This is a genomic window from Enterococcus avium ATCC 14025, from assembly GCF_000406965.1.
GTDB lineage: Bacteria > Bacillota > Bacilli > Lactobacillales > Enterococcaceae > Enterococcus_A > Enterococcus_A avium.
Map to the genome: position 1 here is coordinate 634,317 of NZ_KE136357.1, position 19,209 is coordinate 653,525.

Annotated in this window: 14 protein-coding genes; 1 reads left to right on the forward strand and 13 read right to left on the reverse strand. The window is 38.6% G+C overall.

Going from position 1 to position 19,209, the window contains the following annotated elements:
- The 12 genes from OMU_RS23650 to OMU_RS03065 all read right to left on the reverse strand — a co-directional run.
- On the reverse strand, positions 1 to 354 hold a 354-nt coding region (locus OMU_RS23650), incomplete at its 3' end, for an ISL3 family transposase (protein ID WP_016178488.1).
- A 599-nt stretch (positions 355 to 953) separates the two neighbouring features.
- Positions 954 to 7,127: a SpaA isopeptide-forming pilin-related protein gene (locus OMU_RS03015; protein WP_016178489.1), complete on the reverse strand. Its 6,174-nt coding sequence runs from the start codon at positions 7,125 to 7,127 to the stop codon at positions 954 to 956.
- A gap of 108 nt (positions 7,128 to 7,235) precedes the next feature.
- Positions 7,236 to 8,768 carry an AcpB/EbpR/MafR family transcriptional regulator gene (locus tag OMU_RS03020; RefSeq protein ID WP_016178490.1) on the reverse strand — a complete coding sequence of 511 codons (1,533 nt, stop codon included), beginning with the start codon at positions 8,766 to 8,768 and terminating at the stop codon, positions 7,236 to 7,238.
- 108 nt (positions 8,769 to 8,876) lie between these two features.
- Positions 8,877 to 9,278, reverse strand: coding sequence for a VOC family protein (locus OMU_RS03025; protein ID WP_016178491.1), 402 nt, complete (start codon positions 9,276 to 9,278; stop codon positions 8,877 to 8,879).
- Between the two features lie 176 nt (positions 9,279 to 9,454).
- On the reverse strand, positions 9,455 to 11,533 hold the full coding sequence (locus OMU_RS03030; RefSeq protein WP_016178492.1) for a BglG family transcription antiterminator: 2,079 nt from the start codon (positions 11,531 to 11,533) through the stop codon (positions 9,455 to 9,457).
- A 24-nt stretch (positions 11,534 to 11,557) separates the two neighbouring features.
- Positions 11,558 to 12,181: a bifunctional 2-keto-4-hydroxyglutarate aldolase/2-keto-3-deoxy-6-phosphogluconate aldolase gene (locus tag OMU_RS03035; RefSeq protein WP_016178493.1), complete on the reverse strand. Its 624-nt coding sequence runs from the start codon at positions 12,179 to 12,181 to the stop codon at positions 11,558 to 11,560.
- Positions 12,169 to 13,077, reverse strand: a complete 909-nt coding sequence (gene dapA / locus OMU_RS03040; RefSeq protein WP_016178494.1) for a 4-hydroxy-tetrahydrodipicolinate synthase — start codon at positions 13,075 to 13,077, stop codon at positions 12,169 to 12,171. The genes OMU_RS03035 and dapA overlap by 13 nt, the downstream gene beginning before the upstream one ends.
- On the reverse strand, positions 13,077 to 13,697 hold the full coding sequence (locus tag OMU_RS03045) for an SIS domain-containing protein (RefSeq protein ID WP_016178495.1): 621 nt from the start codon (positions 13,695 to 13,697) through the stop codon (positions 13,077 to 13,079). The genes dapA and OMU_RS03045 overlap by 1 nt, the downstream gene beginning before the upstream one ends.
- A 61-nt stretch (positions 13,698 to 13,758) precedes the next feature.
- Positions 13,759 to 15,021, reverse strand: coding sequence for a PTS ascorbate transporter subunit IIC (gene ulaA / locus OMU_RS03050; RefSeq protein ID WP_016178496.1), 1,263 nt, complete (start codon positions 15,019 to 15,021; stop codon positions 13,759 to 13,761).
- Between the two features lie 25 nt (positions 15,022 to 15,046).
- Positions 15,047 to 15,331, reverse strand: a complete 285-nt coding sequence (locus tag OMU_RS03055) for a PTS sugar transporter subunit IIB (protein WP_016178497.1) — start codon at positions 15,329 to 15,331, stop codon at positions 15,047 to 15,049.
- A gap of 97 nt (positions 15,332 to 15,428) precedes the next feature.
- The gene (locus OMU_RS03060; protein ID WP_016178498.1) at positions 15,429 to 15,872 is read right to left on the reverse strand and encodes a PTS sugar transporter subunit IIA; all 444 of its coding nucleotides are present in this window, start codon (positions 15,870 to 15,872) and stop codon (positions 15,429 to 15,431) included.
- A gap of 318 nt (positions 15,873 to 16,190) precedes the next feature.
- On the reverse strand, positions 16,191 to 17,174 hold the full coding sequence (locus OMU_RS03065; protein WP_016178499.1) for a helix-turn-helix domain-containing protein: 984 nt from the start codon (positions 17,172 to 17,174) through the stop codon (positions 16,191 to 16,193).
- 179 nt (positions 17,175 to 17,353) lie between these two features.
- Here OMU_RS03065 and OMU_RS03070 point away from each other — a divergent pair, with 179 nt between their 5' ends.
- Positions 17,354 to 17,974, forward strand: coding sequence for a GNAT family N-acetyltransferase (locus OMU_RS03070; protein ID WP_016178500.1), 621 nt, complete (start codon positions 17,354 to 17,356; stop codon positions 17,972 to 17,974).
- A 53-nt stretch (positions 17,975 to 18,027) separates the two neighbouring features.
- Here the strand turns inward: OMU_RS03070 and OMU_RS03075 are convergent, their stop codons facing one another.
- On the reverse strand, positions 18,028 to 18,996 hold the full coding sequence (locus OMU_RS03075) for a helix-turn-helix transcriptional regulator (protein ID WP_227132103.1): 969 nt from the start codon (positions 18,994 to 18,996) through the stop codon (positions 18,028 to 18,030).
- Between the last annotated feature and the right edge of the window lie 213 nt (positions 18,997 to 19,209).

Sequence of the window (19,209 nt, forward strand, 5' to 3'; positions counted from 1 at the left end):
CAGTTCCATGAGAATCGCCTGCTTCAGTTCCTTTGTTAGTTGATGATGTTCATCAACTAAGTCCGTTTTCGCAGAAAAGGTCCGTCCACAATCATGGCAGAGAAAACGGGTACGTTTTAATTCTAAAATAGTCAACTTTTCTTTGACTTTCAACATCTGAGTGCGTGTCGTATAGGAACCGTTGCGGATAATACGAATCGATCCACAGTGTTCACAATGGGAAGGTGAGTCATCCAATCTCCCTTTAATAAACTGCGCTTGAACGCCTTTATATTCTTTTTCAATCAGCCATTCTTCATCAAAAAATAAATGTTTATCTGTTAATCCGAGTAATTTTCTAGTATGATTATCCATTGAGAGACTCCTTTGGTAGGGTGACGTTTTGGTCGACTAAATTTTACCAAAAGTGAGTCTCTTTTTGAGTTGAAACGAAGAAAAAAGTGTTAGTAGAAAATCGCCTTCGATTTTCCACCAACACAAAATATTATAGAACCAAAAAAGTCAGTGCATTACAAATACACTGAACCTTTCCCCTCGGATTTTTTATATCAATAGGTGCCTTTTACAGATTAGTAAAAGATGAAGCCCTCGGTCACAGTCCTCATTAGAATGAGCGGAACCCTAGCTCCAGTTTTCCAGTTCATAAGCAATCATACCATTTCTTGAAAGATTGACGCAATATCAACTTTAAGAAAGCTGTCTTAACCTTTCTAATACGCTATTTCAAATTTTGCTGCGTAGGACGAATTCGGAGTCTATTCTTGACTATTCTAAGAGGCTGATCACGCTGTTCTCTATTTGATAAAAGTTCTGAGATCGTTAAAATCGCTGCGCTTTTTGAAGTTAAAACATTTTATAAAAAATACTAGCTGAAGCTCATTTTTTTCGCATTTGATTAACTGCTTCAACAAAAGACCTAAACAGCAAATACTTCACTGTTTAGGTCTTTAGTATTACTCTTTTCTTCTATAATAAATGGTTCCAGCAATGATAAGAACCGCTACGCCAACCACCAAGTACCATGAATTGCGGGTATCATTGGTTTTCGGATAACTTCCTGTTGTTGTTCCTGAATCATGCTTAGAATTGTTTGCTTGATTTGACGATTTTGGTACATCAGCTGGTAGTAATTTCTTATTCACAAACTCTCCAACATTAACGATTGCTGGTTTATTTTCTTCAGCTGATTGAATCGTAAATTGTCGTTTCTCTTTGTTGATTGTATAGCCAGCTGGAGCTTCTTTCTCCACAAAGTAATAGTCGCCAGGCGAAAGATTTTTTACTAAGAGTTGTCCATTTTTATCAGAAGTATACTCTCCGACTTGTTTTCCATCAGCGTGATACAAGCCAAAGACCGCTCCTGATAAGCGTTTCCCTTGATCAGAGACCTTTGTCATTTTGACGCTGCCCTGATAATTGATAAAGTCTTCAAGCGTGATGGTTTCAGGTTTCCCTGAAGCTTTGTCGCTGATTTCAAATGAAACGATCTTTTTGTTCAAGATAAAATTCTTTGGTGCTTTAGTTTCAACGAGTTCATATTTCCCAGGAGCTAGTCCTGTCGCAAAAACTTTCCCTGTTTTATCTGAGATAAGCTTTTCAACTGCTTTTCCTGATGCATTCATCACCGTTTGAACCTTGCCGTCTTCATCGCGAATCTCGAACTCCGCACCTTGGAGTGCCTTACCGGCTTCATCCTTCTTCAGCCATTCGATTGAGCCCTGATAATTGATAAAATCACCTAAATCAATTGGCTCTGGTTTTCCTGTTTGTTCGTGAATCTCAAATGGATGAGGTTTGGTGTCTAAGACATAACCCTCAGGTGCTTTGGTTTCAACAAGTACATATTTTTGCGAGGCTTTCCCCTCTAGGTCAATTCCTTTAAAGTAGATTTCACCGTTTTTATCAGTAACTACGGTTGTTGTAGATTGACCTTCTCGATTTGTGACAGAGACCGGATCTCCTGTTGGCTGATCCTGATCATCTGCCTTAAAGATTTGGTATTCGGCCTCAGCTAAAGCTTCTTTTCCCTCGTTGATTTTCCGACCAAATACTTCTACTTGATAATTTTCAAAATCTAGATTGTCGATGATCGGGTTTTGATCATCGTTTTCCTGAACCACAAAATAGATGGGTTGATCATTGACGATATATTCCGGTGCTGCTTTGGTTTCAACAAGCTTATAATTTCCGGCTCCAAGGTCTGAAATATCAAGAATCCCATTTTCTGGAGTGATCACTTTTCGTACATACTGCTCTTCGCCATCAACGATTCGGTAAAGCTCAAATTCTGCGCCTGCAATCGAACCGCCCTCACCCACTTTTGTGATTTGCGCTTTTCCGCGGAAATTCTGGAAATCACCGACATCAATAATCGCTGGTTTTCCATCGGCAGCTTTAGGTACTTCTACTTTGATCAAGGCTGGATTGATAACATAATCAGAGCCTTCAGTAACGGTTGGCGCTTTTGTTTCTTGATAATAGTACGTTCCCGGTGCCAAATCCTCAAAAAGAACGTTGCCGTTTTTATCACTTTTAGCTGTTTTTACCGCGGTTTTCTTATCATCTTTGTAAAGAGTGAATTCTGCTCCAGATAAGCCTTCCCCATCGGTATTGCGTTTCGTTAATTGGACAGATCCTTTGTAGTTAATATAGTCAGCTAATTCAATGACTGGAGCCTTACCGTTATGCGACGATTTCACCGTAAACGTGACTTTCTTTTCATTTAAGAGATAGCCTTCTGGTGCTTTCGTTTCAACCAGCGTGTAATTTCCTGGCGCTAGGTGATCGACATGAACCTTTCCATCCTCACCTGATTTAATTGATTCTTTGTTTACTTTTTGATTCGCTTCATTGTATAAATCAAACTCAGCACCTGCAAGCGCCTTGCCTTCTTTATCTTTCTTCACAAATTCAACAGAACCTTGATAATTTACTAATTCTAAAGGAGAACCATTTGATTGTGTCGTCACTGTTTTGGGTTTTCCATGGACAACTTCATCTATCGTAAAAGGGACTTCCTTATTGTTAAGAATATAGCCTTGTGGTGCTTTGGTTTCGACAAATTTATAGTCTCCTGGTGCAAGTCCTGTTATGATGACTTTTCCATCTGCTTGTGAGACCAAAGGCTGTGAATTCACTTTCTTGCCATTACTATCTAAAACATCAAACTCTGCGTCTTGCAGCGGGTTGCCTTCACTGTCCGTTTTGATTAATTCAGCAGAGCCTTGATAATTTTTATATTTCACATTGATCGTCGGGATTTGATGGTTACTGTTTCGATAGACCACGAAGGTCACGGGATCATTATTCAGAATATAGCCATTGGGTGACTCAATCTCGGTAATCCGGTACAGTCCTAGCGGCAAACTATCAATTTCTAAAATTCCCTCACTATTTAAACGGTCCGGATTCAATTCAACTGGTTCCCAAAGCGCGTGATTCGGCATCAAATTGCTAAAATGTTCTAGTTTAAAGCGAGCACCTTCTTGAATATCTCCACCAAATTTGATGGGATTTCCGTCAGCGTCGGTCTTTTGCAGGATGACTTTGTTGCGCTCATTCGGAATCGTCATCACTCCGGCATTTTCAGTTGAAGTACTGTCATCAATGGTGATTCTTCGACCTTCCGTTAAATCGGTTGAGATCGTAAAGCCTTTCGGTGCAGCTGTTTCAATCAATAAATACTCACCATAAGGAAGATTCCCAAAAATAAGCTGTCCATTTTCATCAACTTCACCTTTACGCAACAATTGAGTTTTTGAGGTATTCCAAAGTTCAAACTTAGCCCCTGCTAAAGGTGTTTTTCCGTCTGCTTCTGTCTTTTGGATCACCAGCTTGCCTTTTTTACCAGACGCTGAACCGCCACTATGATTCAGTTCTACCGTGACATCTTCGCCATCACCACCAGAAACAGTCTGCTCATTGTCGCCTGTTACCGTAATTTTGTTTGAAACAGTTTCTTTACTTCCTTCAGAAGAGGAGGTGATATAGCTGCGGTATTCTAGCTGATAAGCGGTATCGATTTTGTCATTCAGCTTGATCGTCATCGTTTGTTTGCCAGTGACATTATCTGTGGTGATTTCTACGGTGTAATCCTTGTTTAATTTCAACGGTTTATCATAATTTGGCGTAATGGTGCCATCTTCTGCGACGGTTGTTTCGTATAATTGGATGGAATCTTGATCAATCACCTGATTATCAGAGGGTTCATCTTTGATCACCACATGATCAAGTGTTGATTGAGAAGGATTGATCACTGCATGCCAATTGACATAATCAGGGTTTCCACTATCCTGTTCGCCGGTTTTTTGTGCATACTTCCCACCATATTTCACGCTGACCTCTCCGGTGACATCACGATCATCGTCATTGTTTTCATAATGTGCGACATTGGTGTATTGATTCGATCCTTCGACGATTTTCCCTTCTACAGAGGTGTCAAATTCGATTAAATACGTTTCGTCTGAACCTTCAGGAAAATCAATTTGCAGCAGCTGATCATTGGAAGTGCTAGGTTCAATAATCTTCTTCATCTCATCATTTACGACTTCTTCAGGCTGCTTCTTCGTAACGGTGCCATCTTTCTTGACCTCAGCCTTGTAAATCTTCAACGAACCATCGACGTAATCTTGATTTTCTTTTATCTTATCCTGCATCTGTGCGTGCGTCAGGATATTATGACTGAGATTCACTACAATCGTCCAAGTAATATGCTTCGTTTGAGCATTATAGATCCCACTTTTTTGAGCGTTTAATTGGAATGGATCATGAGGTTTGAAGTCTTTGTCGTCATCAGAAGTATGCTTCCCGCCATTTTCATCTTCCCAATCAGCCTGCATTTTATTTTTAAAATGATCTAACTCAGGATTATTTGGGTCCAATAAACTCACATCAAAATTCGTCCGATAGTTGATTTCTAATTCGGACTCCGTTGGATTGTAATCTCCTTTAAAAACGACTTTAAAGCCCATCTCATTCTTTCCTGAGCTATCACTTAATAACTCAAGATCATAATCTTGTCCTGGTACCAATACACGATTCTTCGTTACATCACGAATTTCAAAATCCGGCTTTAGATCTTCTTTGATCGCCATTGATAGGCCGGGTATTGGAGAATAGGTGTCAGTTAATACTAGGTTTTCCATGTAATAGTGATTCTTATTGACATTAATCTTCCAGCCAACTTTTTTGTCCGCGTAATCGATATCTGTAATATTTTTGATCACGTTTTGTTGCTGCGCCGTTCCTTTGTCACCGTCTGTTTGTCCCGTGCCCGTTGTTACATTATTTGTTACTTGAGTAGGATCGGAGACAATGCTGTTCACCATGGTTTTGTACTCGACTCGCACCGCTCCGTCGACATCATTTAAAAATTTAATGACAAACCCTTCACCATCAGGATTGGGCTCCAAAACATAATCTTTTCCTTCAACTAAAGCTTCTCCCTTAACTTCATTTCCTTTTTTATCGAAGGTGATTGGATAAAGCTTGATTGAATCGTCGATAAGGTCCATATTTTTACTGATGGTGTCCGTAATGATGGCGTCACCTTTAGCAATATTCTTCTCGTCATAGTTGTATTTGATCGCCCAGCTGAATTCCTGATTATTGGGATCATAGCCGACCATATTTTTTTCAACTGGTTTCCCAAATGTGTTTGTCACTGTTGCTTTGGCATCAATTCCGTCCTCGTCATTTTTATCAGTCAACTGTGCGACGTTAGTAAAGCTGACTTTCCCGCCATTCTCTGGCTTCGCTGAATCCTTGATATCTGTTTGATAAACTAAACGATAGGCTTTGTTGGTCTCACCTAAAATCGTGACATTACCATTTTTATCAACAGTATAATCATCTGGACTAAGTTCTCGACCTACTTCTTTGATGGTTCCGTCGAGATTCATTTCTAATTCCATTACTTTTACAGATTTATAGTCAATTCCTTCAGGCCATTTTTCCGTAATCTTCGGATCTTCTAAATGGTTCATAGATTGATTAAAGTCGACCGTCCATTCAATACTGCTAGGATTTGGTGTCCGATCAAAGTGGCCTTGCTTGTCAATGGATTGCTCCGTATCAGGACGGATTTCAACATTGACAGGCGGCAAATCATCCTCCACCGGATAGTGAATGGTGATATCTCCAGGACCATCAATATGCTCTTTTTTGAATTCCGTATCAAAGTAAAAGCTGCCGTTAATATCACTTTGATTTTTTACCTCTTCCGTAAATTCAAAACGAATATTTCCGTCTTGATCAATGGTGTATTTGGCGTAAACTTCGCCTGCTTCGTTTTTCAGCTCACCGACTTGTGCCTGCTTAGGCTTCAGTTCTTCAGGTAATTTGAAATCAAAGTAATCGCCTGGTTCGATTTGCTGACGCACATCTTCTGGGATATTCCAGGTATAAAACGCCCGAACGGTTGTGTTAGATGTAACCGACGGGGTGACAACATTGCCATCCTTATCCAAATAAACTAAATTCGAGCTAGTCAAAATCGTTCCTCCACCATTCGGAAAATACTCTCGAATATCGGTAGGGCCGTCAGCCCGCGGCTTAGTTTTTTCAATTGCTTCTGACTGAGTGGCTTCTGTTGTCGCTGCTGTTGCTGATTCAGTCGCTTTCGTTGGTTCTTTCGATGAATCAGGCTCTGTGTTTTCTGTTTTGCCAGTTTCTGAAGAGCTCGTTGTTATTTCGTTTGAACTCGCTGATTCAGATGTAGTCGCTTGTTCAAACGTATAGGTAAGCTGCTGTTGCTTATAAGAAATATCCAAGGAAGATAGCCCTTTTATATCCTTAAGATCTACATGAATGGTTCCTACTCCAGCAACATCCCCTGGAATAATAAGCTCTTGATTGTTCTCTACTTTTAACGCTATTGATTTTCCAGCTATTTCTATAGTCGCTTGCTGAATCACTGGTTGAGAGAGCTGAACTCTGCGATCTTCTTGCCCCTCTTCTAATGTAAGCTGAACGTTAAGTTGATTCGCATTCTGTCCTTCCGAAACATTTTCAAGCTTTATTGCAGGTTTATCCTCGGCAAACACTGTCAAAGGAGTCAGTGAGTTGATCAAAATTAACAAGGTCATTAAGCCATATATTAATTGGTCAATTATTTTTTTTCGCTTCATTTTCACACCTCTTACTTCAAATTTCTTAAACTGCCATTTCTATTTATAGCAGATTATTTTTTCAGAATTTTTCAAAAATGAAGCTTTCATAGAACACTTTTTGAGAGACTAAATTTTTTGTTTTTCCTTTGAAATCAAATCTAAAACCTGTGTTAAACGATTTAGATCATTGAGCTCCAAACGTCTGCCAATAACTACTAGCTGAGCTTGTGGATAAACCTTTTTTAAATCTTTAAAGGTACCTGTAGTCAGTAAAATATCCACTTCTTTCGTGTTAGCTGAAAAAACATCAATAAATGTCACATTGTACAAATAGTTAAAGTGTCCTTGCAGCTGTTCGATGTAATTTTTGGTCATCAGATTGGGCATATCGCTTTCGACTAAAACGGTAATGGGCACTTCATATTTACACGGGTTTTCCAAGTATAAAGCATTTTTCAGATAAGGAATCATTAAAAAAGCGACTTCTAAAAAGATTGGATTTTTTGATTCTGCATACAATTCTTCAATAAATCGGCGCATTTTTTCTGTCATTCGCGGATAGCGTTTTTGGAAAATTGCTTTGTACGTATTCCCTGTCATGTCGGTATTGAAGCCTTTAAAATATTGCGCAAAAAAATGACTGCTTAGTATATAATTTCGGAAGCGTAAAAATTCTGCTTCTTTAATAGGAAAGAACTCTTCCTGAAATCTTCTAATCATCAAATCCGTCGCTGAAAAAATTGGGGTATGCTGCTGAGCCTGCTGTTGATACAAAACATTGATTAATGGTTCCTTAAAAACATCGATCGTTTTAGACATGGCTAACCAAACGAGGAAAAAGAAAGGAATCTCAGAATGCTTCGTGTTGATTACACCTTGAGATGAACTAAGCTGCTTTTCAAAAATAGGATACAACGTATTGGAGGTAATCCTCTTTTCTAATTCTGTAGGCATTTGGAGAATATTACCCTTACGAGTACGAATGACCGCTTCTGCAAAAATATAAGCCAGCTGCTTTTTATAGGCATAAGGAATATTGGGATAAACGGTAAATTCACTATCCAAGATTTCTTCAACATATCCCTCAAGCAATTGCTCATTGATAAAGGGAAAGGGCCAACTGCTTCCACGATAAATACTCCAGAAAAAAATCACCATGATCATGCGAATCTGATATTCTTCTCCCTCCAACTGAAAAGTATCACGACTAATTTTAACCTTATAACGAGATAACATCCGGCGAACCTTCGCTAAATCTCTTCTCACTGTCGATTCACTGGTAAAGTGGGCAAGCGCATAATGGCGCACACTTTGAAACTCATCCAAAATCAATGTTTTTAAAAGAACGACTGTGGGACATTCCTGCACGATTTTAGTTACTAAGTTATATACATCTGCATCTATTGCAACCGTCAGACGAACCCCTTTTCCTTTTGATAATTGCAAAGAAAATTTATCTGAATGAAGGTCAGCAATTTTTTCAGCTAAACTATTCATTATGCCTAGCGTGGTTCGTTTACTTAAACCTAAAGCATCACTTAGCCACTCTCGTGTTACCCAATAGCCATTTTTCTCATTCAATAATAAAATCATTCGCCGCTGAAGAAAGGTCTCTCGATCAAATAGCTCTTCAAAGTAATCTTTTTGTGTTGTTGGCATCTTTATCCCTCTTTTTTTAAAGAATCATCTATTTTAGAATAAGCAAAAAGTTAAAAAAAGAGTATTACAACGCTCAAAAAAAATCACGGATTACTCCGCGATTTTTTGTTAAGGCATGTTCATCCATACTGGTTCAAATTGATTACCGTCCAAATCGGTGACTTCCAAACTAAACATTTGATCCTCCGGCATGTTCATATCCACCGAGAAATAGTCTCCACCATTGGCCTTTGCTGCTTCCGCAATTTTTTTCACTACATCAGGACTCTCTACAGAAAAAGCGGTTAACGTACTGCTTTCTTTTTCAGTGTCTGCGATCCTTTTATTTTTCAAGAACAGATTATAAAAATCATATTCTAGTAGCATAATCCAAAATGTATCATCCCACATCATCGAACTGGACTGCTCATTAGAAAACTCCACATTCTTCTTAAATCCTAGTTTCTCATAAAATTCGGTCGAAGCTTGCACATCTTTCACTGGGTAATTGGTAAATACCATTGCTGCCATCTCGTTCACTCCTTTGAATTTTCGTCTATTATGCAAGAATAACGAAATTAAAGCAAAGAAAGCGCTTGTATTTCAGTGAACGAAATATATTAATTTTTCTCGTCTAACAGCAAGGATCAAGATTACATAAAAACAGTCATACTCTTTTTTGAATACAACTGTTTTCTTAAGCTTTTTTATAACAAATCTGCGATCCGTTGATAAGCTGCTTCTTTTGATGACACAGAATCCAGCATATTAAAAAAATCTGGTCGATCAATCAGTGCCACCAGTTCAGCCAGTGCAGTTAAATGTCTTTTGCTGTCTACCGCCGCTAGAGTAAAAATATACTTCATTGGTGTTTTCCCTAAAATTTTTATCGGCTCCTTAAGTACCGTTATTCCTAATCCCACCTCTTTCGCTCCATCTTCAGGACGAGCATGAGGCAACGCGACATGATCAGAAATAACCATGTAAGGCCCTTCCTCGTATGTCGTTTGGATGATCTTGTCAATATAACGTCGGCTTACGATTTCTGCTTCGATCAGCGGTGTCGCGGCTACGTAAAAAGCTTCCTCCCAGCTATTTGTTGCAAGGTTTAACTGAATAAAAGCCGGAGAGAGAATATCTGTAAGACTGAGCTCATCTTTACCTGAAACACTTGGTAGAATATCTTCTGGATTATAGATTCTAGGCTGCTTCAACCGCCTTTTCAATTCTTTTCGTAATCCGAGCTCATCCTTTATAGTCGTGAACCTACCAATAATTGCAAAAAGCTCTTCAAATTGATAATCCCCCGATAAGTTTCCAGGACCGTTTTGAATCTCTTGGACCAAGTTGTATTTTTCGTCAATCGTCATAATCGGATTCACTGTATAGACCGGCTTTTTCAAAGAATAAAGCCGCATATTAGGTACAGTAGTGAAAATCATGTCATAATCCTGTTTTTTCTGATAGATCTCATTTGTCTCTATTGGACCAATAAAAATCATATCTGGAAAAAGATTCTTTAACTCATTGTAAATAATTGCCGAGCTTCCGATACCATTCGGACAAACAATAATACCGACCTTTCGCTTCACTTGGTATTCATCATTATTATCAATTAAAGAAGCAAAATGGATGGTTAAAAAGGAGATTTCCTCATCAGGAATCATCGTTCCGAATAGATTCTCGATTGGCTTCATCGTTTCCTTAACGATTTGAAATAAATCTGGGTATTCTTGAATAATTTTTTTACTCAGAGGATTGATAATTGGAAGATGAAAAAACAATCGATAGTAAGCTGGACGAAAGTGACTGTATACTTGCTTTTTCACCGTTTTCTTATCTTTAAAACGAATACCCGATAAGCGTTCAAAACGATCAAAGATTCTTTCTACTAATTCATTAATGATAGAAGAATCTGGCGCTTCTTCGTCAGCATCCCCAATAGCCATGCCCAGCATCCAGCCACAAATATAAAGTATGGCGTATGGATTGTCGATTGAGAAATTTGCAAGCAGGCTTCGAGAAAAGCTATACTCATTCATTTGGTAAAACTTCTGGAAATTGTACCTCTCATAAAACTCTGACCATTCTTTGGATAAATGCGGCAACAAAAAAATCAGCATGTAACTAAATTCTAGCAATCGATTTTCCACCAATACAATGGAATAATGTTCCAATTCTGCAGCAATCTGTCGAAAGACTTTCTCCTTCTGGATTGTCCCTTCGTTAAATAAAAAGTAATCCCAAAGAAAGCTGCCATTATCTGAACGTAAATCCTCTAGCACCATCTTCATTAATTGATAACGCAAGACCGATTCATTTCCAGCCAGATAGTAACCCTTTTTCCGATTATATTTGATTTGAATATCAAGAGATTCCAATTCTTTTTCGACTTTTTTCAAGTCATTAATAAAAGTAGTTTTTCCAATATCCAATACGCCTAAAAAATGATTCACCGATAAGTATTCTTCATAATGATAGAAAAGCATCAGATAAATATATTTTTTTCGTTCCTCAATATCCATCTCGTAGTATCGATAAACATGATCGCTAGAGAAAAAATCAACAAAAAACAGACGACTTGCTTCTGACAAATGATAGTTATTTCCATCAAAGTAGACAGGAGGAAGCCCTTCATCCGATAAGGATTCATTGATTTTAGTGATGACGTAATCGACTTGAACGCGTGACAAATTAAGCTGACCTGTTAAATTTCTTTGAGGAATAATAGGTTTTTCAATCATTTTTATCAGTACTTGCCGTGTTCGCTGATCAATTTTGTACACATCCATTCCTCCTGTCTAAGTAGATTAACCTGCTGAAACTTTCTGACGCAATTGTCTAGCATTTTCCGCGATTTCTGACTTGGTTCCTTTTGACAATAGTGTCCCGATCCCCATACAGTCGACACCTGCTTCAAGCCAATCAGACACATTGTCAATGGTGACTCCGCCTGATGAAAGCATGGGAACTTGCGGCATCGGTGTTTTAATAGTAGAAACGACTTTTGGACCAATGAAAGATGAGGTAGGAAAGGCCTTGATCATATCTGCACCCGCCTCAAGCGCCTCAACGATTTCGGTCATCGATGTACAGCCCGGCATGTAAGGGATCTGATAGCGATTACACAACTTTGCCACGTCTATGTTGAAATTAGGAGCAATGATAAACTCAGCTCCTTTTAATAGTGCTTGACGAGCCGTCTCGCTGTCAAGCACAGTTCCAGCTCCGATAACTATTTTTTCTTGGTAAATTTCTTTTAATTGTTCGATAATGTCACCCGCATTATTATTCGTATAGCTGATTTCTAAACAGGAAATCTTTCCTTCAAGACAGCCATCAACGATTTCTTGAGCCCGTTCAATTGTTTCTACTCGAATAATCGCCATTAATTTTTCCTGATACAGTCGAGATAACGTCGTTAATTTTCGCATTTTAGTTTCTCCATCCCTTCAATTTCCTTGTATTTTGATAGTGTTTCGCAAATTTCAGCGTCAAATTTTGAAGAAACTTTACGAACTGGTTTTTTTGGTGCTCCTACAGGAAATCCGATAAGCTCTAAACTATGCTTAAGAACACTGGGAACAGTCGCTAATTTTAGAATACCTCGAAAATCATTGATGCTTTCTTGAAGAACTTGAGCTCGCTCCATTTTATTCTCAAGAAAAGCCTGATAAATTCCTAAATCAGTCTTTGTTAATACATTAGATGTGGCAGCCACCGCTCCATCTACTCCCATCTGCAAAGCTGGTAAAATCAAGGAATCTGATCCTATCAAAATTGAAAAATCCTCTCGATCATTCGTCTCTAAGTACATTTGAATATTTTCTAATTTCCCGCTACTGTCCTTAATTCCGATAATTTGCGGAAGCTGGATTAATTCCTTAAAGACAGATTCATTTATTGATAGTTGAGTATTTGCAGGAATATTATAGAGAATCATTGGAAGATTGGTATTTAAGGCAATTGTTTGATAATGCTGAATCAGCTCTTCATCGCTTAGTTTGATCAGATAAGGAGTGATTACCGAAACCGCATCGACACCAAGCTCTGCAAATTGATTGGTTACTTTAATCACTTCTTCTGTAGAGATCCCGCCGGAGCCAGCAAAAACAGGGACTCGACCAGCAGCTTCATCAACTACGATTTTTACCAACGCTAATTTTTCTGCTTCGCTAAGCGCATAGAATTCTCCATTTGTTCCAAGGACAAATAGCCCGTGAACACCATCATTGATCAGCTTGTTTACTAGCTTACGTGTCGCAGCTTCGTTAATTCCGTCCTCTGATAATGGGGTCACCATCGCCGTAATAATTCCTTTGATTTTCATTAGAGTCCAACTTTCTTTCTATTTTTGATTGATTCGCCTAAGGCACCGCCTGGATGCCACTGGTAATATTTATCTAAATCTAGTTGTTCTTCTTGTTGTAATAAAATAGAAAGACATTGCAAGACAATGATTTCAGCAATAATCGAAATTCTTGGCGGCTTGTTCAAATCATCGCCCTCTTGATTCACTCCCGCTAAGAGAAAAACGGTTGATTGGTCTTTCAACCAAGAATTTTCTCCCCCACTAACACCGATAATTTTGGCCTCTAAACGTTTCAAAGATTCCACTGTACGTTTTAGTTCTTCTGTTTGTCCGCTGTTTGAAATAGCGATTACGACATCGCCCGGCAGTACTTGTCCGGCTGAACCATGAATTGCCTCGGTTGTATCTAAATAGTAGGTCGGTGTTCCGACTGAAGAATTCAGTGCTGCAATATATTCCGCCACATGGCTAGGCTTTCCTACGCCTGTTACGTGCACGCGCCCATGCTTTCGTTTTGATTCTGAAATGACTTCACAGGCTTCCACGATTTTGCTTTTATCCATTCGTTTGATGTATTCGTTAATTTCTGGCTGAAGAACATCAATATATGCGTCTAATTTTTTTGTAGTAATTTCCATTCGCTTACCCTCGTTTCTTTTTTAAAACAGACTTAGCGGAATCCCACTAAGTCTGCTCGTTTTACATACCAAACAGTGACAACAATTTATCTAGCAAGATGCCCATCACGTTATAGTCGATATTCGGGAAGGTTGATCCTTCAATCCCCAATGTCCCATATAATGGATAGAGAACTGTTGGCAAAAAGGCTAATAATAAGCCAATAACAAATGATCCTAACACTGCGCCTCGCCAGCCACCAGTAGAATTTCCAAAGACCCCTGCTGTTCCGCCAGAGAAAAAGCAGATATGAGCAGCTGGGATGATCACTACCGGAAACTTGAGCGCGACCATTATAAAGACACCTATCAGTCCAGCGGCATATGAAGACAAGAATCCGACAATAACTGCTGTTGGTGCAAATGGAAATACAGTCGGTACATCAAGAGCGGGACGAGAATTGGGAATAAACTTCTCAGAAATCGAAACAAAAGCAGCTGTGATTTCCCCTAAGAACATCCGTACACCTGTCATCAGGATCGACATGCCGGCAGCAAACGTAAAAGCTTGAACGAATGGGAATACTAACCAGTGCTGAGAACCCGCAAGCTCTTCCACAGCTGGACGTCCGGCTTTTAACGCAGAAACATAAAATAAGATCAACATAACTGCCGAAACACCCATTAAGAAATCACGGAAAAATGATAGCCATTTAGGAAAATTAATATGCTCTGTTGTTTTTTCTTTGTGTTTGCTGAATAATTTGCCAATATATCCAGATAAAGCATAGCCGATCATATTAAAATGACCGATCGCTGTCGCATCACTATCTGTTATCTTACGCATAAAAGGCTGACACAGCTCTGGTAATGCAGCAGAGAAGAATCCTAATAGTAAGCCTCCGATAGCAATTGCCGGTATATCTGCTACATGATGCGCCTTCAAAATCAATGAAAGTACACAGGCGAAGAATAAACTATGCCCCGTAGTGAAAAAGATATTTTTAAATGGAGTGACTCGAGCAATCACTAGGTTCATGATAAAACCGACAATCAGCGTACAGCTAGTAACAAATGCATACTCGGTTTGAGCTAAGGCCGTTGCCGCTTCGGGAGAGGCTACAACCCCTTGAATATGAAATCCACTTTGGAATAGCTGATTGAAATTTTGCAGAGCAGCAGTCATGATCGATCCGCCCGCGCTGAAGACTAAAAAACCAATAATCGTTTTGAATGTCCCTGTTAAAACCTCTGTTCCGCTTTTCTTTTGAGCAACAAGCCCAATAAATGCGACAAACCCTAACATGACCGCCGGTGTACTTAAAAAGCTGATCAAAAAATCCATTGTTTATTTCCCTCCCATAATCGTCTTATCCTAAATCGGCTAAAACAGCTTCTAATTTTGTTTTGATCTCATTTTTATCGACGATGTTTCCAATACCAATAAGCTTATAGGGTAAATTTTTCTGGGCTAATTCTTCGGCAACATCTGGCAGCGTAATAATCATTTGTCCGCCAAATCCTTGAACACCATCTAGAGAAGAATGCTCTACCTCAATGGGGAAATTGTTGGCTTTGATTACCTCTATTACTTTGATTTTTAACATTAAACTTGACCCTACTCCTGCTCGACAGGCTACTAACGCTTTATACATAATGACGCTCTCCTTTTCTACTGTTAAGTTTTTTTATAATTAGTTTCGCGAAAACTATTTTTTGTTTCTGATTCATTTAGTAAATAGAAATCTTCTTTTATTCTTTTCCAAAATAATTGATGAACTCTTGAGTGGAGGATACCTTTTCTAAAAACTCAATAAACTCTTTTTGACTTAACAACTCCGCCAGCTTTGACAGCAATTCAACGTGTTCATTGCTTTCTTTTGCACTAAGAGGGAAAAGATATTTTACGGGATCGTTGGTCTCGTGTCCCGAAATAACAGGACGCTTCAATCGAACAAATCCTAAACCCAGCTTATTTGCACCATCTGCTACTGGTGCATGAGGCAGCGCAATGTTTTTGGTAATCACGATATAGGGCCCTGTTTTTTGATATATTTGAACAACTGACTCGACATATCCTTTTGTGACTATTGCTCGTTTTACTAAAGGATCAAAGGATTTTCTTATCGCCTCTTCGAAGTTTTCAACTTCTAGATCAAGCTGAATATATGATTCTTCAATACTTTCATGCAGCACTTCTTTCACCTCTTTATATATATTTCCTTTACATCTCCACTATATTTGAGAGCGGATACATCCGCAATGGCGAGTCGGTTCGCTTTATTTTTTTAATGGCATAAGAAGTGAACCGTCTGAATAATTTAACAGCAAAGAAATCTGAAAAACTGAATTTTCAATGGTATTCGGTCTCTTTGATCCCATTTTGGTTCATTATTTTATTAAATGTCCAAAAAAATCGGTCCAACTTTTACGATAAATGAATGATCACAAAAAAGACCAACTAATCATTCATTAGTTAGTCCTGGTAGTCTAAATTCAATTATTAATCTTCCCCTATGAAAAAATAATAAAATCTTCTTGATTTGCTTGATTGATCATGATTCCTTGAAGCATTTCCTCATACATACGCTGCATTGTTGGCTGTTTCAAAATACGAAAAATCGAAATGGCTTGTTCACAGTTTTGTTTCCCTGATTTTAAGGAACCTGAGATAATTTTTACCCAGCCTTGGTAAAACAGTAATTTTGTACTATTTAATAAATCCCCCTGATCGTGGAGCAATTTTTCTGTTTCTACCAGTACCTCCTTTGCCCACGTCAGTTTTTGAAAGTTGATAAAGGTCGCACAGGTACCAAACAATAATTCAAATTTCATCCGTTGCATCAGCTGAACTCCAACCTCCTTCTCTATCCGCGAGACAGCCGTTCGCAATAGCTGATGGACGGTCTCAACGGGAAAGCTGAATTGGAAAAAACGAAAGAGGAGGACTTCAAACACGCCCCAATTCTCAACATTATATAAATAGTTGACCACCGGTTCTGACAGAGTCTGTAATTCGTCAAAAAAAGTGTTAAGCTTGATTGGTTCCTCTTGCTCACGCCGATCATTCAATTGATAGCACAGACGTAATAACTGGCATAGCAGCTTTAGAAATTTTTCGCCTCGGTTTTTTTCTGTGAACGTTTGACTCAATTCCCTCATCTGATGAACGCCTTGATTGAAATCACGTGATGCATTCACTTCATCGTTGGATTTGAAAATCTGGTTTAAATAGAAGGTAAATTTTCCTGTCATAAAAAATGGCTGCTCAGACAGGTAATGATAAAGCTTAGGTTCTGCTGCTTGATCGCGCAAATAAAGGAATTCCTCTAAGGAAACATTGATTTGTTCCAATAAATGCTCTAAGCGATAGAAACTAATATTCGAATTTTCCTTTTCAAATTTACTAATAAAAGATACGCTGTTGACCTCATCGGCGACATCCTGCAAACGTAAGCCACGGTCTTTGCGTAATTGACGAAAAAGCTTCCCATCCATCCTTCTTCCTCCTTCATAAAGGTCATTACTAAATTCCACTATAGTAGAATTATTAGTTAGCTACAGTGTAAATTATCTATGCTTAATGAACAAGACTATTTATTTTTTTCACACGATTCAAGCAGAACACTAAAGACTATTTCCTAAAACCATACAAACATTATTTGAGGAGTGATTTTATGAGAAGCGCAACGTTGGAAGAGCTACCGGAAATTGTAAATTTTATTTATGAGCGATTTTCAAATTTAGAGCATTTTAACTTTTTAACCGAGTATATGGACCATTCAGAAGAGGTTTTGAAGAAATTTATTGAAACAGAACTTCTGCTTTTTTTAAAGCATGGGAAGGTTCAAATCTATGGTGAGCCGATTGTCGGTATGATCAGCAGTATTCCGTCGAAAAAGCTCACTTTGTTTCGCCAGTTTCTGTACTCCTTGCCTTCTAGAAAAATCTTAAAGGAACTTCCTGTGGAGGACCGAAGACGGCTCTTAAAAAAGAACAAGCTAGTCGCTGAAATTCATCACACGCTTCCCTGGCATAAAAAATATACCAAAAACAGCTATTATATTGCTCAGATCGCAGTCGCAAAAGAAGCCAAAGGCACTGGTGTGATGCGCAAGCTGCTGACACCGATCTTTGCAGACTGTCAAAGACAGAATATGGATATTGTGCTGGAGACAATGACCGAAGCAAATGTCCCAATTTATGAACATTTCGGGTTTAAACTAGTGGAAATCCACCAAAGTCAGAATGTTCCTTACGAGGAGTATTGCTTGATTAAACGAGCTAAGAAAAATTAGAAAAAGAACTGGCTCTTCATTGATAGATTAAGAGCTAGTTCTTTTCGTTATGCTTAAATATTTGCTAACAACGGGCACTCGTTTTCCTCTGCAACGCCCACTTTTTGCATTTTCTGAACTCTTTTACGATAAATCAAAGGAGAGATACGATATTTCTGTTTGAAGCGCTTACTAAAATAAGCAGAATCATTATAGCCGCATTGAAAAGCAATAGTTGTAATTGAAAGATTCGTTTGATACAAAAGAATCGCCGCCGTTGTTAAGCGCAAATCATTCAAATAGTGACTGTAGGACAAATCCGCAGCCTGAAAAACCTTTTGCAGTGTTCTGATCGAGATCTGGCAATAGGACGCAGTCTGCTCTAACGTTAACCCCGCATCCTGCAAATTTCTGCGCATAAAATCTGTTGCCACGATTAAAAGTTCATTATAGTTTTCACTGGCTAAAAAGGGCTCCGCTTCTGGCAGCCAATCACAAAAAAGCTGAACGAAATGCTTTAACAGCACGCGATTCTCTTCTTCAGAACAAGAAACAAATTGATCCGCAAGCTGAAAAATCATTTCCAACAACACCCGTCCCATTCCTTTTTCTGCACTAATAATTCGGCTAGACATCAAAGTGGGCAGCAGTCTTTTTGTCTGATAATCTTTTTGAATAAATAGATTAATCCCTTCAGTAGTTCTTTCTCTTTGATATCTGCTGGTTGCCTGCAAATCAAAAATTCCGATGGTGTAATCCTTTAAGATGCTGGTCTTTTCTCCATTCGAATGACGTTCAAATCCCTTTTTGATAAAACGAAAACCTATATAATCATTTTGATCTTTTGAGCGACGAGTAAAAATTCCTTGCGAACGATCGACAATACTGTGGGTCAGCACCATGTGATCCAATTGATAAATTCTAGAGACAGACAGTGTTTCTTTGGGACTATTAATCGTATATTGAAAGTTCAGTTGAGATAAACCATTCGAATAGTCCTGCGACTTAGAAAACTGAGAACAATGGACTCCTCGTTCTGTCATCGGCTCTTCCGCTCCCCTCGCGTAATAGTTATATTCCTCGGGCGCTAAAATCATAGTGAACTTCGTCAGATATTCTATACTTGAATTATACTATTTGTATAATATTTCACAACTCCATTTAAAAAAGCGCTGCCTTGCTGTTTTGTGCTTCAATAATGCAGCCAAAGGATAGAACGCTTGAAAATATATCCATAAAAAAGAAAAGGAGGAATT